This window comes from Tabrizicola sp. TH137 (assembly GCF_002855575.1).
Classification (GTDB): domain Bacteria; phylum Pseudomonadota; class Alphaproteobacteria; order Rhodobacterales; family Rhodobacteraceae; genus Paragemmobacter.
In genome coordinates this window covers 172465-186467 of record NZ_PKRQ01000004.1, presented here as the reverse complement: position 1 = coordinate 186467, position 14003 = coordinate 172465, and the positions used below count along the sequence as shown (strand labels likewise).

The following is a 14003-nucleotide window of genomic DNA, read 5'->3' as shown; positions in this document are numbered from 1 at the left end:
TTTTTTCATGCGCGTCAGTAGATGCCGAGCAGATCCTTGAGCAGGGACTCCACCGGGTCTTCCTGCGACCGGTCGCGGGTGCTGGGCTGCTGGGCGACCTGGCCCGGGTCCTGGTATTGCGGCTGCGGCGGGCTGCGGGGTTCGGGAATGTCCATCGGCAGGGGCTTGGGCGCGACGCCTTCATGGACGCGGACCATCACCTCGTGCCAGATTTCGGCCGGAAGGCCGCCGCCGGTGACGCCGGTGAGGGGTGTGTTGTCGTCATAGCCCATCCAGACCCCCGCCACGTAATCGGCGGTATAGCCCACGAACCAGGCATCGCGGGCGGCCTGGGTGGTGCCGGTCTTGCCCGCCGCCTGGCGGTCGTCCAGCCGGGCGCGGCCGCCGGTGCCGTTTTCGATGACCTTGGTCATCATATAGGTCAGATAGCGCGCGGCCTGTTCCGGGATCACCCGTTCGCCCATGCCGCCTGCCGCGCCGATGAGCGGTTCCTCTTCGCCCTGAAGGCGCAGTTCCACGAGGCCGTAAGGGGTGACGGCGGAGCCGCCGTTGAGGATGCCGGCATAGGCCCCGGTCATTTCCAGCAGCGTGGATTCGGAGGCGCCGAGGGCGAGGGCGGGACCTGCGGCAAGGTCGCTGCGGATGCCGAAGCCGGCGGCGATTTCGCGCACCCTTTCGCGACCCACCGCTTCGGACACCTTGACGGCGGGGATGTTGCGGCTTTCGGCGAGGGCCTGGGTGAGGGTGATCAGTCCCTTGAATTCCTCATCGTAATTCTTCGGGGTCCAGGGGCCGGAGCCGGGAATGTTGATGGTGTAGGGCGTGTCTTCGACATAGTCCTCGGGGCTCCAGCCGAAATCGAGCGCGGCGGCATAGACGAAGGGCTTGAAGGCCGAACCCGTCTGGCGCAGGGCCTGCGTGGCGCGGTTGAAGCTGCCCGCCGCTTCGATCTTGCGACCGCCGACCATGGCGCGGACGGCGCCGTCGGCGGACATCACCACGATGGCGGCCTGGGCATTGGAGCCCTGCTTGATCTTCGTTTCGAAGACATAGGCGAGCGCCTCTTCCGACGCCTTCTGAAGGCGCTGGTCGAGCGTGGTGCGGATGATGACATCCTCGGTCGTCTGGGTGGTGAGGAAGGCGGGGGCGGTTTCCATGACCCAATCGGCGAAGAAACCGCCGGAGCGGGAGGCGGCAGCCTCGGACAGGCGGGCGGGGTTGGTGCGGGCGTCATTGGCCTGTTCGGCGGTGAGATAGCCCTGTTCCTCCATCAGGCCAATGATGACATTGGCGCGGGCGCGGGCGCGATCCATGTTGTTCGTCGGCGCGAAATAGGAGGGGGCCTTGAGAAGGCCCGCGAGCATCGCCGCCTCGGCCGCGTTCACCTGATTGGCGGATTTGCCGAAATAGCGCTGGGCGGCGGCCTCGAATCCGCGGGCGCCGGCGCCGAGATAGGCGCGGTTGAAGTAGATCGTGAGGATCTCTTCCTTGGAGTATTTCAACTCCATCGCAATGGAGTAGGGGACTTCCTTGATCTTGCGCCACATGCTGCCGCGCCGGCAATCGGCTTCGTATTCGGCTTCGGATTTCCACTGGGTCTGATCGTAGGGGACGCCGAGGCAGAGGAGTTTCGCCACCTGCTGGGTGATGGTGGAGCCGCCATTGCCTTCGAAGGGGCCACGCCCTTCGGCGAGGTTGATGCGGATGGCCGAGGCGATGCCGCGCGGCGAGATGCCGAGATGGCGGTAGAAGCGGCGGTCTTCGGTGGCGACTACGGCATCGTGCAGGAAGGGCGAGACGGTTTCGGCGGTGATCATGCCGCCGAAGGTTTCGCCGCGCCAGGCGAAGACCTTGTTCTCGTGATCGAGGAAGGTGACGGAGCCGCGCGAGCGGGCATCGGCCAGATCGGTCACCGGGGGAAGCTGGGCGTAGAAGTAGAAGACGACGGCGGCGAGGATGGTGGCGCTGATGAAGCCGACCGTCTTGGTCAGGCCCCAGATGATGCGCCAGAAGAAGCCGAGGATGCCGAAGACGAAGCGGCCGATCGGGCCGCGGCGGCGCGGTTGGCGGCCGGAGGGGGAGGCACCGCGGCGGGGCGGCTTGCCGCCGCCCGTGCCGCCGGAGCGCGTGCCGGAGGGGCCGCGCGATGCGGCCGGTCGCGACGCCGTGACGCGCCTGTCCGCCACAAGGGGGGCGCGGGGTCCGCGCCCGTTACCGGATACTGCCATGCCTTCTACTGCCCGTCTTTCGCGCGCTGATTTTTCTGCACTGTAGCGTGACAGAGGCGGAATGTGGAGACGCCATTGTGTTTACGGATCGGCAACGATTCGCTTACGTGATCCGCCTAAGATTTAATCATCCATCACAAAAAGTGCAAAAATTGTGCAAATTGCCGGTTTCGAACCCCTGTCTGCGGGGTCGTTTCCTTGTGCAGGCGCGGCGCGGTCCTCCTTCATGAGGCGCAAGGGTTCGGCAAGAGCCCTCGCCAATGGAAGGGGAACGACGTGAAACTCATCATTGCAGCAATCAAGCCGTTCAAGCTGGAGGAGGTGCGCGAGGCGCTGACCACCATCGGCGTGCGGGGCATGATGGTGACCGAGATCAAGGGCTTCGGCTCGCAGTCCGGACACACAGAAATCTACCGTGGTGCCGAATACGCCGTGAACTTCGTGCCGAAGGTCCGGCTGGAGATCGTGGTCACCGACAGTCTGGCGGATCAGGTCGTCGAGACGATCCGCAGCACCGCGAAGACAGACAAGATCGGCGACGGGAAGATCTTCGTGCTGGACGTCCAGCATGCGGTGCGCGTGCGCACCGGCGAAACCAATGACGATGCGCTCTGACAGCATCAGGGAAGGGGAAACCGTAACAATGAAGAGCTTTTTGAAACTCTCGGGCCTGTCCGCGATCGCCGCGGGCCTGTCGGCCCTGCCCGCGATGGCGCAGGAGCTGACGCCCTATGTCTATGAAAAGGTCGTGGACAAGGGCGACGTGGCCTGGATGAGCGTGGCCACGATCGTTGTCCTTCTCATGACGATTCCGGGGCTTGCCCTGTTCTACGGCGGCCTCGTGCGGACGAAGAACATGCTGTCGCTGCTGACGCAGGTCTTTGCCATCACCGCCATCGTCTGCCTGATCTGGGTGACCTATGGCTATTCGCTCGCCTTCTCGTATGGCGGGGCGATGGATACCTATGTGGGCGGCTTCTCGAAGATGTTCCTGGCGGGCGTGGATTACACGACGCTGGTTCCGACCTTCTCGAACGGAATCTGGATGCCGGAATATACCTTCATCGCCTTCCAGATGACCTTTGCCTGCATCACGCCGGCGCTGATCGTCGGCGCCTTTGCGGAGCGGGTGAAGTTTTCGGCCATCATCGTCTTTGTGGTGCTGTGGGTGACCTTCATCTACTTCCCGATGGCGCATATGGTCTGGTGGTGGGGTGGTCCGGACTTCCTGGCCGAACAGCAGACGGCGCTTCTGATCGCCGAAGCTGCGGGTGACACGGCTGCCGCCGAAGCCGCCGCTGCCAATCTGGCCGCGAACGGGCTGATCTGGAACTGGGGCGCGCTGGACTTTGCCGGTGGCACCGTCGTTCACATCAACTCGGGCATCACGGCCCTGGTGGGTGCGATCGTGGTCGGCAAGCGGATCGGCTATGGCAAGGAGTCGATGGCGCCGCATTCGCTCACCATGACGATGATCGGCGGGGCGCTGCTGTGGGTTGGCTGGTTCGGCTTCAACGCCGGGTCCAACCTGGAAGCCAATGCGATCACCTCGCTGGCCATCGTGAACACCTTCGTGGCGGCTGCTGCGGGTGGCGTGGCCTGGATGTTCGCGGAATGGGCGACCAAGGGTCATCCGTCGCTGCTGGGCCTTGTGTCCGGTGTGGTGGCAGGTCTGGTTGCGGTCACGCCGGCGGCAGGTTTTGCCGGGCCGATGGGCGCGATCGTGCTGGGTCTGGTGACGGGCGTGATCTGCTTTACCTTCGTGGGCTTCATCAAGAACAAGTTCCAGCTTGACGACTCGCTGGACGTGTTCGGGATCCATGGTCTGGGCGGCATCATCGGCGCGCTGGGCACGGGCATCCTGGTGAACCCGGCGCTGGGTGGTGCGGGCATCCCCGACTACATCTCGCAGCCCGGCACGTTGCAGGTGGCCGAGTATGTCTTCTCCACCGCCTTCATGGCGCAGGTGAAGGCTGTCTGCTTCACGGTGGTCTTCGTGGGCATCGGGTCCTTCATCCTCTTCAAGCTGGTGGACCTGACCATCGGTCTGCGGGTGAAGCCGGAAGTGGAGCGCGAAGGTCTGGACGTCGCGGAACACGGCGAGCGCGCCTACAACATGTGAGATCGGCGGGGCCGCCTGCGGGTGGCCCCTTCCTTCGGCGCGGGGCGGGGTCCTCCCCCCTGCCTTGCGAAACTGAAGCGGCCCGCGGGATCCTCCCCCCGCGGGCCGTTTTTCTGTTCGGGTCAGAGGATGAAGCTGTCCGCGCCGGGTTCGGGGAAGGGCTGGCCGTTGAGGTAGCTGAGGGCGATGCCGTAGTAGCCAGACAGGCCATCGAAGCGGGCGGTGATGAGGAGGAGGCCGTTGCTGATGAAGACCTCGCCCGGCGCGCCGTTGACGAAGTAGCGCAGACCGAGACCCGAAAGGTCGATCCGGTCGGCGCCGGGCTGGAAATCCATGATCTTTCTTTCGATCAGGTTGAACACGCCGGGGATGTAGACGAAGAAATCATCCAGCGAGTCGAAGCGGAAGATGTCGGCGCCGCGGCCGCCCCAGAGGCTATCTCTGCCGCCATTGCCATCGAGCGTGTCATTGCCGGTGCCGCCATAGAGCAGGTCTTCCGTCTGCGAACCGGTCAGGCTGTCATGGCCGGCATCGCCATGGCCGGTGAAGCGGGCGAAGGGGTTGTTGTTGCCGGGGGCCACGGTGATGATGTCCTGACCGTCGCCGCCGAAGGCCGTCATGCTCGCCCCGGCGGTGAGGGTGTCGTTGCCGGTGCCGCCGTCCAGCGTGGCGGTGTTGTCATGGATGTGGAAGCCGCCCGAGAGCCGGTCATGACCGGAGCCGCCATAGAGGGTGCCATAGAAAAAGCTGCCTTCTGCGCGGTCGTCGCCGCCGATCAGCGTGTCATTGCCGGAGCCGCCCCAAAGCTGGTTCACGCCACTGCCGCCGCGCAGGATATCGTTCCCGTCGCCGCCATAGAGCAGGTCGTTGCCGGTGCCGCCATCGAGGCTGTCATTCCCGGTGCCGCCGTCGAGACTGTCATTTCCGGCGCCGCCATCGAGAAGGTCGCGGCCAGCGCCGCCGAAGATGCGGTCATCGCCGGTGCCGGATTCGATCCGGTCGGCGGCGCTGCGCAGGGTAAGGACCGTGTCGCCCGTGGTTTGCATCAGGACCCCGTCCGTCCCGAGGCTACGGAGCAGGCGGAAGGGGCTGTCGGCGGTGGCGGTGATCTGCCAGTCGATGCCGAGGAGCAGCGTTTCCAGCGCCGCCGGATCGGTTCCCGCGCGGTCGGCGCGTGTCGCGGTGAGGAGCTGGCTGCCGCGCAGGGAGAGGCCGTGGAGTTCGGCGATGCGGGTGCCCTCCTGCATCCAGTCGATGGCAGTGACGCTGCCCGCGATGAGGGTGGGGAGACCGTCACGCAGCCCGAGCCGCAGGCCGGTGCCGGAAAGTTCGAAGGAGTCTGACCCGGTGCCGAGGATCACCCGCCCGTCGGCGGAAAGGCTGGCCGGGCCTTTCAGGGCGCTTGCCAGCCGGTCGAAGAGGGCGGTGATGTCGAAGGAGGGGCCGGACAGGAAGAGGATGCGGGACATGGACAGGGCTCACTCGTGAACACAGCGGCCCGGAGCGTAACAGTGCGGGTCTTGACCCGGAAGCCACCTTGGCGGGGGCTTCCGGGGGATCGGTGTGGGTCAGCCCGCGACCTGCGCGATGGCAGCGGCGAGGATCGGGACGGTGCGGGTGTTGAGGCCCGCGATGTTGATGCGGCTATCGCCCACCATGTAGATGCCGTGATCTTCGCGGAGTGTGTTCACCTGCGCCTCGGTCAGGCCGAGGCGGCTGAACATGCCGCGATGGGTGGCGACGAAGTCGAAACGGTCGGAGTTGGTGGCTTTGCGCAACTCATCCGCCAGCGATTGGCGGAGGGTGAGCATGTTCCGGCGCACCTCTTCCAGTTCGGCCATCCAGTCGGCGCGGAGTGCGGCGTCTTCGAGGATCATCGTCACCAGCCGCGCGCCGTGATCGGGCGGGAAGCTGTAGTTCTGGCGGTTGAGGAAGTTGAGGTTGCCTTGCAGCACGCCCTTGCCTGCGGCCGCGCCGATGCCGATGAGGATGCCGGTGCGTTCGCGGTAGATCCCGAAATTCTTGGAGCAGGAGGCGGCGATCAGCACTTCGGGGAAGGCGGCGGCGATGCGCCGGGTGGCGGCGGCATCTTCTTCCAGCCCGTCCCCGAAGCCCTGATAGGCCAGGTCCACGAGGGGGATGGCCCCCTTGGCGGACAGCAGGGTGATGACCCCGTCCCATTGCGCGGAATCGAGGTTCGCGCCGGTGGGGTTGTGGCAGCAGCCATGCAGCAGGACGACATCGCCCGCCTTGACGGTGGCGAGGTCGGCCATCAACCCGGTGAAATCGACACCGCGGGTGGCGGCGTCGAAATAGCGGTATTCGGCCATGTTCATGCCGAGATAGCGGATGATCGAGGGGTGGTTCGGCCAGGTCGGGTTGGAAATCCAGACCGTGGCCCCCGGCGTGGCGAGGCGGATGAGTTCCAGCGCCTGGCGGATGGCACCCGTGCCGCCCGGCGTGGCGACGGAGGCGATGCGGGAGGCATCGACGGCGTCGCCGAGGATCATGGAGGCAAGCGCGGCGTTATAGGCGGGTTCGCCTGCAAGGCCGGTATAGGTCTTGGTCGTTTCCGTCTCCCACAGCTTTTTCTCGGCGGCCTTGACGGCGCGCATGACGGGGGTGAGGCCGGTTGCATCCTTGTAGACGCCGACACCGAGGTCGATCTTGGTGGTGCGGGGGTCGTCGCGATACATGGCGATGAGTTGCAGGATCTTGTCCTGCGGCTGCGCCTTCAGCTTGTCGAACATGGATTATCCCTTTGTTGCGGGGCCGGTTTCCACCGGCAGGTCGTCATACATGCCCCATTCCGCCCAGGACCCGTCATAGAGGCTGTGGTTCCTGTGGCCGATGCGTTCCAGCGCCAGTGACAGGATGGCCGCCGTCACGCCCGAGCCGCAGGTGGTGATGGCGGGTTTCGAGAGGTCCACCCCGGCGGATTCGAAGCTGGCGCGCAGGTCGGGGACCGGTTTCATCGTGCCATCCGCGTTCAGCAGCGTGGCATAGGGGATGTTCTTCGCGCCGGGAATATGGCCTGCGCGCAGACCGGGGCGGGGTTCCGGCGCCTCACCCGCGAAGCGCGCGGCGGGGCGGGCGTCGATGATTTCGGCCTCGCGCAGCTTGGAGCTGTGGGCGACTTGCGTGACATCCTTCACCAGATGGTTCTGGCGGCTGACGGTCATGTGGCGGTCCTTGACGACGGGGGGGAGGTCTTCGACCTCGCGCCCCTCGGCCCGCCATTTGGGGAAACCGCCGTCGAGGACGGCGACATCGGTCTTGCCCATGAGGCGGAAGGTCCACCAGACGCGGGCGGCGGAGAAGAGCCCCGACCCGTCATAGATGACGACCTGATGCCCGTCGCCCACGCCCATGGCGCGGAGGCGGGACATGAATTTCTCGACCGGCGGGGCCATGTGCGGCAGGGTGCTGCGCTGGTCGGAAATCTCGTCGATATCAAAGAAGCGCGCGCCGGGGATATGGGCGGCGGTGTATTCGGCGCGGGCATTGCGGCCGGCATCGGGAAGATACCAGGAGGCATCGAGGATGCGCAGGTCGGGATCGCGCAGATGGGCGGCGAGCCAGTCGGTGGAAACGAGGGTCTTGGGATCGTCGGTCACGGGTGGGCCTCCGGCCATGCGGTCTGGGGGCAAGTAGCGGGATCGGGCCTTTGTGGCAAGGGTGGCTTGGCGTTGGGGGCGATTTCTGACGCAGAAATCGTGACGTTTTCTGCACGCAGAAAACGGGGGGTGGCGCCACGCATGGGGTCCGATTTCTGCGTCAGAAATCGGTGCATTTTTTGCGTCAAAAAATGCTTCAGTCCCGCTTGGACATCTTCAGGAGCCGCGCCTTTTCGCGGTCCCAGTCGCGTTTCGCCGATGTCTCGCGCTTGTCGGCCAGTTTCTTGCCCTTGGCGATGCCGAGCTTGACCTTCACGATGCCGCGGTCGTTGAAATACATCTTGATCGGGACGATGGTCATGCCTTCGCGCGCGGTGGCGTTCCAGAGGCGCGAGAGTTCCTTCTTTGACACCAAGAGCTTGCGGCGGCGGCGTTCCTCATGCCCCCAGGTCTTGGCCTGAAGATAGGGGGCGATGTAGCCGTTGATGAGCCAAAGCTCCCCCCCTTCGACGGAGGCATAGCTTTCGCCCAGGTTCGATCCGCCCTGGCGGAGGCTTTTGACCTCGGACCCTTGCAGGATGATGCCCGCCTCCAGATCGCTTTCGATATGGTAGTCGAAGCGGGCGCGGCGGTTTTCCGCGATCAGTTTGGAATTTGGGTCGGATTTCGTGGCCATGATCGCCCCGAGATAGGCGATGGGGGGCGCGGAGTCCAGTTATGCCCGGCGCGCGCGGGTGAGGGTGTAGAGACCCGAGGCCACGATCAGGGCGGAGCCAGCCAGTGTGAGGGCGTCGGGGCGTTCGTGAAAGACGAGGATGCCGAGGATCATCGCGAAGACGAGGCGGGTGTAGCGGAAGGGGGTGACGACGGAAACCTCGCCTGTCCGCATGGCGATGGTCAGGGCGTTGTAGCCGAAGATGCCGAAGATCGTCATGCCCGCGAGGAGGGCGAGCGCCGGGACGTCGGGCATCCGTGCGCCGCCCGTGACGGCGAGGATGAGGGCACCTGCGAGGGCGAGCATGGCCATCCCGATCAGCCCAAGCTGGCGGTTGGAGAGGGCGGGGGGCGCGGCACGGGTGGCAAGGTCGCGGCCTGCAAAGCCCAGCATCCCTGCCACAGTGACGAGGGAGAGGAGGGTGAAGCCTTCGACGCCGGGGCGCAGGATCAGGAGGACGCCTGCGAAGCCGATGGCGATGGCGGTCCAGCGCCGCCAGCCGACCCTTTCGCCGAAGAGGAGCGCCGCGCCCGCGACGACGACGAGGGGGGTGGCCTGAAGGATGGCGGAGGCGGTGGAGAGAGGGGTGAGGGCGATGGCGAGGGAATAGAAGAGGCGACCCGCCACCTCGAAAGAGGAGCGGAGGAGGAGGGGGCGGGAGAGAAGGGCGGGGTGGAGCAGGGCTTCGCCTGCCCTAAGGGTGAGGAGGGCGAAGAGGGCGGCGCCGGTCAGGCCGAAGATGAGAAGGGCCTGGCCGAGCGGGATATGGGCTGTGACGGATTTGAGGAACATGTCCTCGACCGCGAAGCCCGCCATGGCGGCGACCATCCAGAGCGACCCGCGCAGGTTGGCGCTGCGCGGGGAGTGATCTGTCACAGCAGCCCTGCGTGTTCCATCGCGGCCTTGATGCGGGCCTTGGTGGCGTCTGTGAGGCCCACCAGCGGCAGGCGCACCTCTTCGGTGCAGCGGCCAAGGAGGGAGAGGCCGTATTTCGCGCCGGCGAGGCCGGGTTCGAGGAAGATCGCCTCGTGCAGGGGCATGAGGCGGTCTTGATACTCCAGCGCCTTGCGGTAGTCGCCTGCGAGGGTGGCGGCCTGGAATTCGGCGCAGAGTTCGGGGGCGACATTGGCGGTGACCGAAATGCAGCCCGTGCCGCCATGGGCGTTGAAGCCAAGCGCGGTGGCGTCTTCACCCGAAAGCTGAATGAAGTCCGGGCCGCAGGAGGCGCGCTGCATGGAGACGCGTTCGATCTTTCCGGTGGCGTCCTTGACCCCGATGATGCGGGGGAGTTGGGCGAGTTTGCCCATGGTTTCCGGCGTCATGTCCACGACCGAGCGGCCGGGGATGTTGTAGATGATGATGGGCAGGGTGCAGCAGTCATGCAGCGCGGTGTAATGCGCGACGAGCCCGGCCTGCGTCGGCTTGTTGTAATAGGGCGTGACGACGAGGGCGGCATCGGCCCCCACCCGTTCGGCATGCTGGATGAGGCGGATGCCTTCCACGGTGTTGTTGGAGCCTGCGCCTGCGATGACGGGCACGCGACCGGCGGCGAATTTCACCACCGCCTCGACCACCGCCTCATGTTCTTCGTGGCTGAGGGTGGGGCTTTCGCCCGTGGTGCCGACGGGGACGAGGCCGGTGGAGCCCTGTTCGATCTGCCAGTCGACGAGTTTCTTCAGCGTGTCCAGATCAAGGTCGCCGTTCTTGAACGGCGTAACCAGGGCGGGAATGGACCCTTGGATCATGGCACGCGTCTCCTGTTCGGGGCGTCTGGGCGCCCGGTTGCAAACGCGCCCTTCCTAGCCCTGTGGCAAGGCCTTGCCAAGTGGGGCAGGCGTTGACGTGGTTGTGGGTTGCGGGGGGCGGCGGGGTGCGGCAGAGTCCGGTCCAAGGATCACGAAAACCTACAAGAACGATGATCGGGCAGATGATGGCAAGGACGCGCCGCCTCGGGTGGCTATTTTCGGCATTTTTGATGGTGGTGCCCGTTGGGGCGATGGCCGATGCGGCGGATGCGCTGCGCGCCGGACTGGACCGGGCGGCGGCGGGCGACTGGGCCGGTGCGGTGGCGGCGGCGCAAGGGGGCGGGCAGGTGGCCGCCGACATCATCGAATGGCAGCGCCTGCGCGCGGGCGAGGGGCGGCTGGGGGAATATGAGGATTTCCTCGCGCGGCGGGCGGATTGGCCGGGGCTGCCGCTTCTGAAGGAGAAGGGCGAGGAGGCGGTGGCGCGGTCCACCGATCCAAACCGGGTGGTGGCCTATTTCGGGGCCGGTCTGCCGGAGACGGCGGAAGGGTCGCTGGCGCTGATCAAGGCGCTGCGGGCCTTGGGGCGGGCGCAGGAGGCGGAGGCAGAGGCCTTTCGGGGCTGGACGGAACTGGCCTTTTCTGCCGAGGAAGAGGCGGAAATCCTTGGGCTTTATGGCGATGCCCTGAAGGTGGCGCATGAGGTGCGGCTGGACCGTCTGCTGTGGCAGGACCGGGTGGCCGAGGCGAAGCGGATGCTGCCGCGGGTGAGCGCGGGGTGGCAGGCGCTGGCACAGGCGCGGATGGCGCTGCGGGCGGATGCGGATGGGGTGAATGCGCTGATCGAGCGGGTGCCTGCGGAGTTGCAGGGCGATCCGGGGCTGGCCTATGAGAGGGCCGATTGGCGGTTCCGGCGCGACCGGGATGCGGATGCGGCGGAACTGGTGATCGCGCAATCGACCAGTGCTGCGGCCCTGGGTGACCCGGCGGTCTGGGGCGACCGGCGCGGGGCGCTGGCGCGGGCCTTGCTGCGGGCGGATCAGCCCAAGGCGGCCTATCGGGTGGCGGCGAGCCATTTCCTGACCGAGGGCAGCGATTACGCCGATCTGGAGTTCCTGTCGGGCTTCATCGCGCTGCGCAAGCTGGGCGATGCGGAAACGGCGCTGCGGCATTTCCGGAACCTGCGGGAAGGGGTGGCGACGCCCATCTCGGTGGCCCGCGCGCATTACTGGGCGGGGCGGGCGCTGCTGGCGGCGGGGGATCGCGCGGGCGGGACGGCGGAGTTGCAGGAGGCGGCGCGGCATCACACGGCCTATTACGGGCTCTTGGCGGCCGAGGCGCTGGGCCAGTCGCTGGACCCGTCGCTTCTGTCGCAGGCGCGGCCGGCGGATTGGCGGGGGGCGGGCTTTGCCTCTTCGTCGGTGCTGGAGGCGGCGATGTTGCTGAGCCGTGCCGGGGACCGGACGCTGGCCAAGCGGTTCTTCCTGCATCTGGCCGAGGGGCTTGGCGGGCCGGAGCTGGACCAGTTGGCCGATCTGGCGCTGCGGATGGACGAGCCGCATATCGCGCTGGTCATCGCCAAGCAGGCGGCGGAACAGGGGGTGATCCTGCCGCGCGCCTATTATCCGGTGCCGGATTTCGTGCCGGGTGAGGGGATTGCGGTGAGCCGCGCGCTGGCGCTGGCGATTTCGCGGCGGGAGTCGGAGTTCGACCCGGCGGCGCGGTCGGCGGCGGATGCGCGGGGGTTGATGCAGGTGCTGCCTTCGACGGCAAAGCTGGTGGCGCCGCGGGTGGGGCTGACCTATGACGCGCGCCGGTTGAACGATCCGGCCTATAATGTGCGGATCGGGACGGGCTATCTGGCGCAACTGGTTGAACAATTTGGAACTTCGGTGGCGTTGATCGCCTCGGGCTACAATGCCGGGCCGGGGCGGCCGAAGCGGTGGATGGGGATGTTCGGCGATCCGCGCGATCCGGATGTCGATGTGGTGGATTGGGTGGAGATGATCCCCTTCACCGAGACGCGGACCTATGTGATGCGGGTGACCGAAAGCCTTGTCATCTATCGCGCGATCCTGCGCGGATCGGTGGGGCCGGTGGATGTGACGGGCGAGTTGCGGGGATAGGAGTCTGTTCCCGACCCGCTCTGTCGCGCCTGATGCAGACGGGGACGGCCATCCGATGCGCAGATTGCACAAATTTGTGACAGATCATGGCCACCCGATACCTTCCCCTCTTCCTGCGCCACAGCCCCACGCCGAGGGTGGAGAATTTCGCCCTGCTGGCGGGCATCGAGGCGACGGTGCGGGGGACGCTGATTTCGGCCATGCCTCTGGTCGTCTATGAGGGGTTGGGAAGTGCCGAGGCCACGTCGAGCGCCTATTTCTGGGCGGGGATCGTGGCGCTGGTCTGGGGCCTGCTGGTGCCGTGGTTCACGCGGCATGTGCCGCGGCGGTGGATGTATACCTCGGGCTGCCTGCTTTACCTTGTGGGGATGACGCTGGCGGTGATGGGCACGCCGGTGACGGTGCCGCTGGCCCTGATGTGCCTGGCCAGCGCGACGGCGACGACCTTCGTCTGCTTCAACGCCTATGTGCTTGATTACATTGATCGCACCGATCTGGGGCGGAGCCAATCCACCCAGATGGTCTATGCGGCGGGGCCTTGGGCGATTGGCCCGATGACCGGGGTCTGGCTGCATGACTGGTGGGCGCCGGCGCCGTTTCTGCTGGCCGGATCGGTGGCGGTGCTGCTGCTGGTGGTGTTCTGGGTGCTGCGGTTGGGAAACGGGAAGCAGATCCAGCGGGCGAAGGGGCCGGCGCTGAACCCCTTGGCCTATCTGGGCCGGTTCTTCCGCCAGCCCCGCCTGATCGCGGGATGGATGTTCGCGGTGATGCGGTCCTGCGGGTGGTGGGTCTATGTCGTCTATCTGCCGATCTTCTGTATCGAGAGCGGGCTGGGCGACAAGGTGGGGGGCGTGGCACTGTCGATTTCCAATGCGCTCTTGTTCATCTCGCCGGTGATGCTGCGCTATGCGCGGCGGACATCGGTGCGGCGGGCGGTGCGGATGGCCTTTGGCCTGTGCGGGCTGTTCTTCGTGGCGAGCGCGGTGTTTGCGCCGCTGCCCTGGGTGGCGGTGCTGGCGATGATGGGGGCGTCGGTATTCCTCGTGCTGCTGGACGTGGTGGGGGGGTTGCCCTTCCTGATGGCGGTGAAGCCGTCGGAGCGGACGGAAATGTCGGCGGTTTACAGCAGCTTCCGCGATGTGAGCGGCATCCTGACACCGGCGGCGGCCTGGGTTGTGCTGGTGCCCTTTGGTGCGCCGCTGGCGGCGTTTTTCGCGGTGACGGGGGCCGGGATGGTGGGGGCCTATGCGGTGGCGTCGCGGCTGCATCCGCGGCTGGGGGTGCTGCGGCCTTCGCATGGGCGGCCCTTTGCGGGCGAGTGAGGGGGGCGAAATCTGACGCAGATTTCGCGGCGATTTCTGCACGCAGAAATCGGGTGGAGCGCGATGGTTGGGGGGCCGTTTTCTGCGGGCAGAAAACGCGACGATGTCTGCGTCAGACATCGTGTTCC

General features: G+C 66.3%; 11 protein-coding genes. 4 read left to right on the top strand and 7 right to left on the bottom strand.

Annotated features, from left to right (window positions below; all coding sequences use genetic code 11):
- Positions 1-14: 14 nt before the first annotated feature.
- Entirely contained in the window at positions 15-2228 is a 2214-nt protein-coding gene (locus C0V75_RS13590; protein ID WP_101921500.1) for a transglycosylase domain-containing protein, read from the bottom strand.
- A 276-nt stretch (positions 2229-2504) separates the two neighbouring features.
- Here C0V75_RS13590 and C0V75_RS13585 point away from each other — a divergent pair, with 276 nt between their 5' ends.
- A complete protein-coding gene (locus tag C0V75_RS13585; RefSeq protein ID WP_101921499.1) occupies positions 2505-2843 on the top strand; it encodes a P-II family nitrogen regulator in 339 nt (112 codons plus the stop codon).
- A 28-nt stretch (positions 2844-2871) separates the two neighbouring features.
- Positions 2872-4350 (top strand): ammonium transporter, encoded by a 1479-nt coding sequence (locus tag C0V75_RS13580; protein ID WP_216821458.1) that lies wholly within the window; start codon positions 2872-2874, stop codon positions 4348-4350.
- A 122-nt stretch (positions 4351-4472) separates the two neighbouring features.
- On the opposite strand, the gene C0V75_RS24115 is transcribed toward C0V75_RS13580, so the two are convergent.
- From C0V75_RS24115 to dapA, 6 genes are all read right to left on the bottom strand, one after another.
- Positions 4473-5819, bottom strand: a complete 1347-nt coding sequence (locus tag C0V75_RS24115) for a calcium-binding protein (RefSeq protein ID WP_101921497.1) — start codon at positions 5817-5819, stop codon at positions 4473-4475.
- A gap of 99 nt (positions 5820-5918) precedes the next feature.
- Positions 5919-7100 carry an amino acid aminotransferase gene (locus C0V75_RS13570; RefSeq protein WP_101921496.1) on the bottom strand — a complete coding sequence of 394 codons (1182 nt, stop codon included), beginning with the start codon at positions 7098-7100 and terminating at the stop codon, positions 5919-5921.
- Between the two features lie 3 nt (positions 7101-7103).
- Entirely contained in the window at positions 7104-7967 is an 864-nt protein-coding gene (gene sseA, locus C0V75_RS13565) for a 3-mercaptopyruvate sulfurtransferase (RefSeq protein ID WP_101921495.1), read from the bottom strand.
- Positions 7968-8163: 196 nt separating this feature from the next.
- A complete protein-coding gene (gene smpB / locus C0V75_RS13560; protein WP_101921494.1) occupies positions 8164-8643 on the bottom strand; it encodes an SsrA-binding protein SmpB in 480 nt (159 codons plus the stop codon).
- Positions 8644-8682: 39 nt separating this feature from the next.
- Positions 8683-9498, bottom strand: a complete 816-nt coding sequence (locus C0V75_RS13555) for an EamA family transporter (protein WP_254216489.1) — start codon at positions 9496-9498, stop codon at positions 8683-8685.
- 56 nt (positions 9499-9554) lie between these two features.
- Positions 9555-10427 carry a 4-hydroxy-tetrahydrodipicolinate synthase gene (gene dapA, locus C0V75_RS13550; protein ID WP_101921493.1) on the bottom strand — a complete coding sequence of 291 codons (873 nt, stop codon included), beginning with the start codon at positions 10425-10427 and terminating at the stop codon, positions 9555-9557.
- Between the two features lie 230 nt (positions 10428-10657).
- Here dapA and C0V75_RS24110 point away from each other — a divergent pair, with 230 nt between their 5' ends.
- Both C0V75_RS24110 and C0V75_RS13540 read left to right on the top strand, forming a co-directional pair.
- Positions 10658-12553 carry a lytic transglycosylase domain-containing protein gene (locus C0V75_RS24110; protein ID WP_305791147.1) on the top strand — a complete coding sequence of 632 codons (1896 nt, stop codon included), beginning with the start codon at positions 10658-10660 and terminating at the stop codon, positions 12551-12553.
- An 86-nt stretch (positions 12554-12639) separates the two neighbouring features.
- Positions 12640-13875 carry an MFS transporter gene (locus tag C0V75_RS13540; protein WP_101921491.1) on the top strand — a complete coding sequence of 412 codons (1236 nt, stop codon included), beginning with the start codon at positions 12640-12642 and terminating at the stop codon, positions 13873-13875.
- Positions 13876-14003 lie beyond the last annotated feature (128 nt).

What these genes read in the sequence shown, in the direction of transcription:
- dapA (WP_101921493.1), bottom strand. Translation starts at nt 10,427, where the DNA reads ATGATCCAAGGGTCCATTCCCGCCCTGGTTACGCCGTTCAAGAACGGC.
- smpB (WP_101921494.1), bottom strand. Translation starts at nt 8,643, where the DNA reads ATGGCCACGAAATCCGACCCAAATTCCAAACTGATCGCGGAAAACCGC.
- C0V75_RS13570 (WP_101921496.1), bottom strand. Translation starts at nt 7,100, where the DNA reads ATGTTCGACAAGCTGAAGGCGCAGCCGCAGGACAAGATCCTGCAACTC.
- C0V75_RS13540 (WP_101921491.1), top strand. Translation starts at nt 12,640, where the DNA reads ATGGCCACCCGATACCTTCCCCTCTTCCTGCGCCACAGCCCCACGCCG.
- C0V75_RS13580 (WP_216821458.1), top strand. Translation starts at nt 2,872, where the DNA reads ATGAAGAGCTTTTTGAAACTCTCGGGCCTGTCCGCGATCGCCGCGGGC.
- C0V75_RS24110 (WP_305791147.1), top strand. Translation starts at nt 10,658, where the DNA reads ATGGTGGTGCCCGTTGGGGCGATGGCCGATGCGGCGGATGCGCTGCGC.
- C0V75_RS13590 (WP_101921500.1), bottom strand. Translation starts at nt 2,228, where the DNA reads ATGGCAGTATCCGGTAACGGGCGCGGACCCCGCGCCCCCCTTGTGGCG.
- C0V75_RS13555 (WP_254216489.1), bottom strand. Translation starts at nt 9,498, where the DNA reads ATGGCGGGCTTCGCGGTCGAGGACATGTTCCTCAAATCCGTCACAGCC.
- C0V75_RS24115 (WP_101921497.1), bottom strand. Translation starts at nt 5,819, where the DNA reads ATGTCCCGCATCCTCTTCCTGTCCGGCCCCTCCTTCGACATCACCGCC.